The 992-nt window shown below is 65.0% G+C and carries 1 protein-coding gene; it reads left to right on the top strand.

Annotated features, from left to right (window positions below; genetic code table 11):
• Positions 1–992, top strand: a 992-nt coding sequence (locus C1I89_RS33705) for a phage/plasmid primase, P4 family (RefSeq protein WP_258231586.1), incomplete at both ends; no start/stop codon positions are given.

Here is a 992-nt window from a genome sequence, read left to right as displayed (position 1 = left end):
ACAAACCCGGCTGGGAGTACGCGATGAATGCCGCCGAGGCGGTCATGGCAGCAGGTGCCCAGCAATGCGCGGTGTTGATGCCGCCGTCCAATCCTACGGCGCAAGACCCCCAAGGGAGTGCGGATGGCTGGGACGCAGCCGACGCCATTGCTGAGGGCTTTGATGTGGAGGCCTTCCTTGCCCACGGTGAGCGCATCCAGTTCCAGCCTTCAACGCCAGACACCACGCAGACAGCGGATCCGACCGAGCAATCGGTGTGGGCCACCGAAGACGCACTGGCGCTGACTTTCTCGGGTCGGTACGCCCAGGACTGGCGCTATGTCGCGTTGTGGGGAAAGTGGGTGTTCTGGACTGGCAAGCGCTGGCAAACCGAGGAGACTCTGGCGGCGCACCACCTGATGCGCCAGATCTGTCGGGAGGCCGCACTCAAGGCTGATTCTCACCGGGTGGCCGCCAAACTCGCCAGCAGTGGCACGGTGGCTGGCTTGGAGCGGCTCGCACGCTCCGATCGGCGTCATGCCGCCACCGCCGACGAGTGGGATGCCGACCCCTGGCTGCTCAACACGCCAGGCGGCGTGGTGAATCTCAAGAATGGCGTGCTGCGCTCCCACGACCGTCTGGACCGACTGACCAAGATCACGACGGCCACCCCCGCGGGTGATTGCCCCACCTGGCGGCAGTTCATCCATGAGGTCACGGGCGGTGATCAGGCACTGCAAGCCTATCTTGCCCGGATGGCAGGGTATGCGCTGACTGGATCCACACGCGAGCACGCGCTGTTCTTCCTGTACGGCACGGGTGCCAACGGCAAATCGGTGTTCGTGAACACCCTGGCCACCATCCTGGGGGACTACGCCACCAACGCGCCCATGGACACGTTCATGGAAACCCGCACAGACAGGCACCCTACCGATATGGCCAGCCTGCGTGGGGCCCGGTTTGTCGCCGCCATCGAAACCGAGCAAGGGCGACGCTGGGCCGAGTCCAAGGTC

Source organism: Achromobacter pulmonis (assembly GCF_002885955.2).
Classification (GTDB): Bacteria; Pseudomonadota; Gammaproteobacteria; order Burkholderiales; family Burkholderiaceae_B; genus Achromobacter; species Achromobacter pulmonis_A.
The sequence above is the reverse complement of the archived record's forward strand: the minus strand, read 5'-3'. Positions and strand labels throughout refer to the sequence as shown.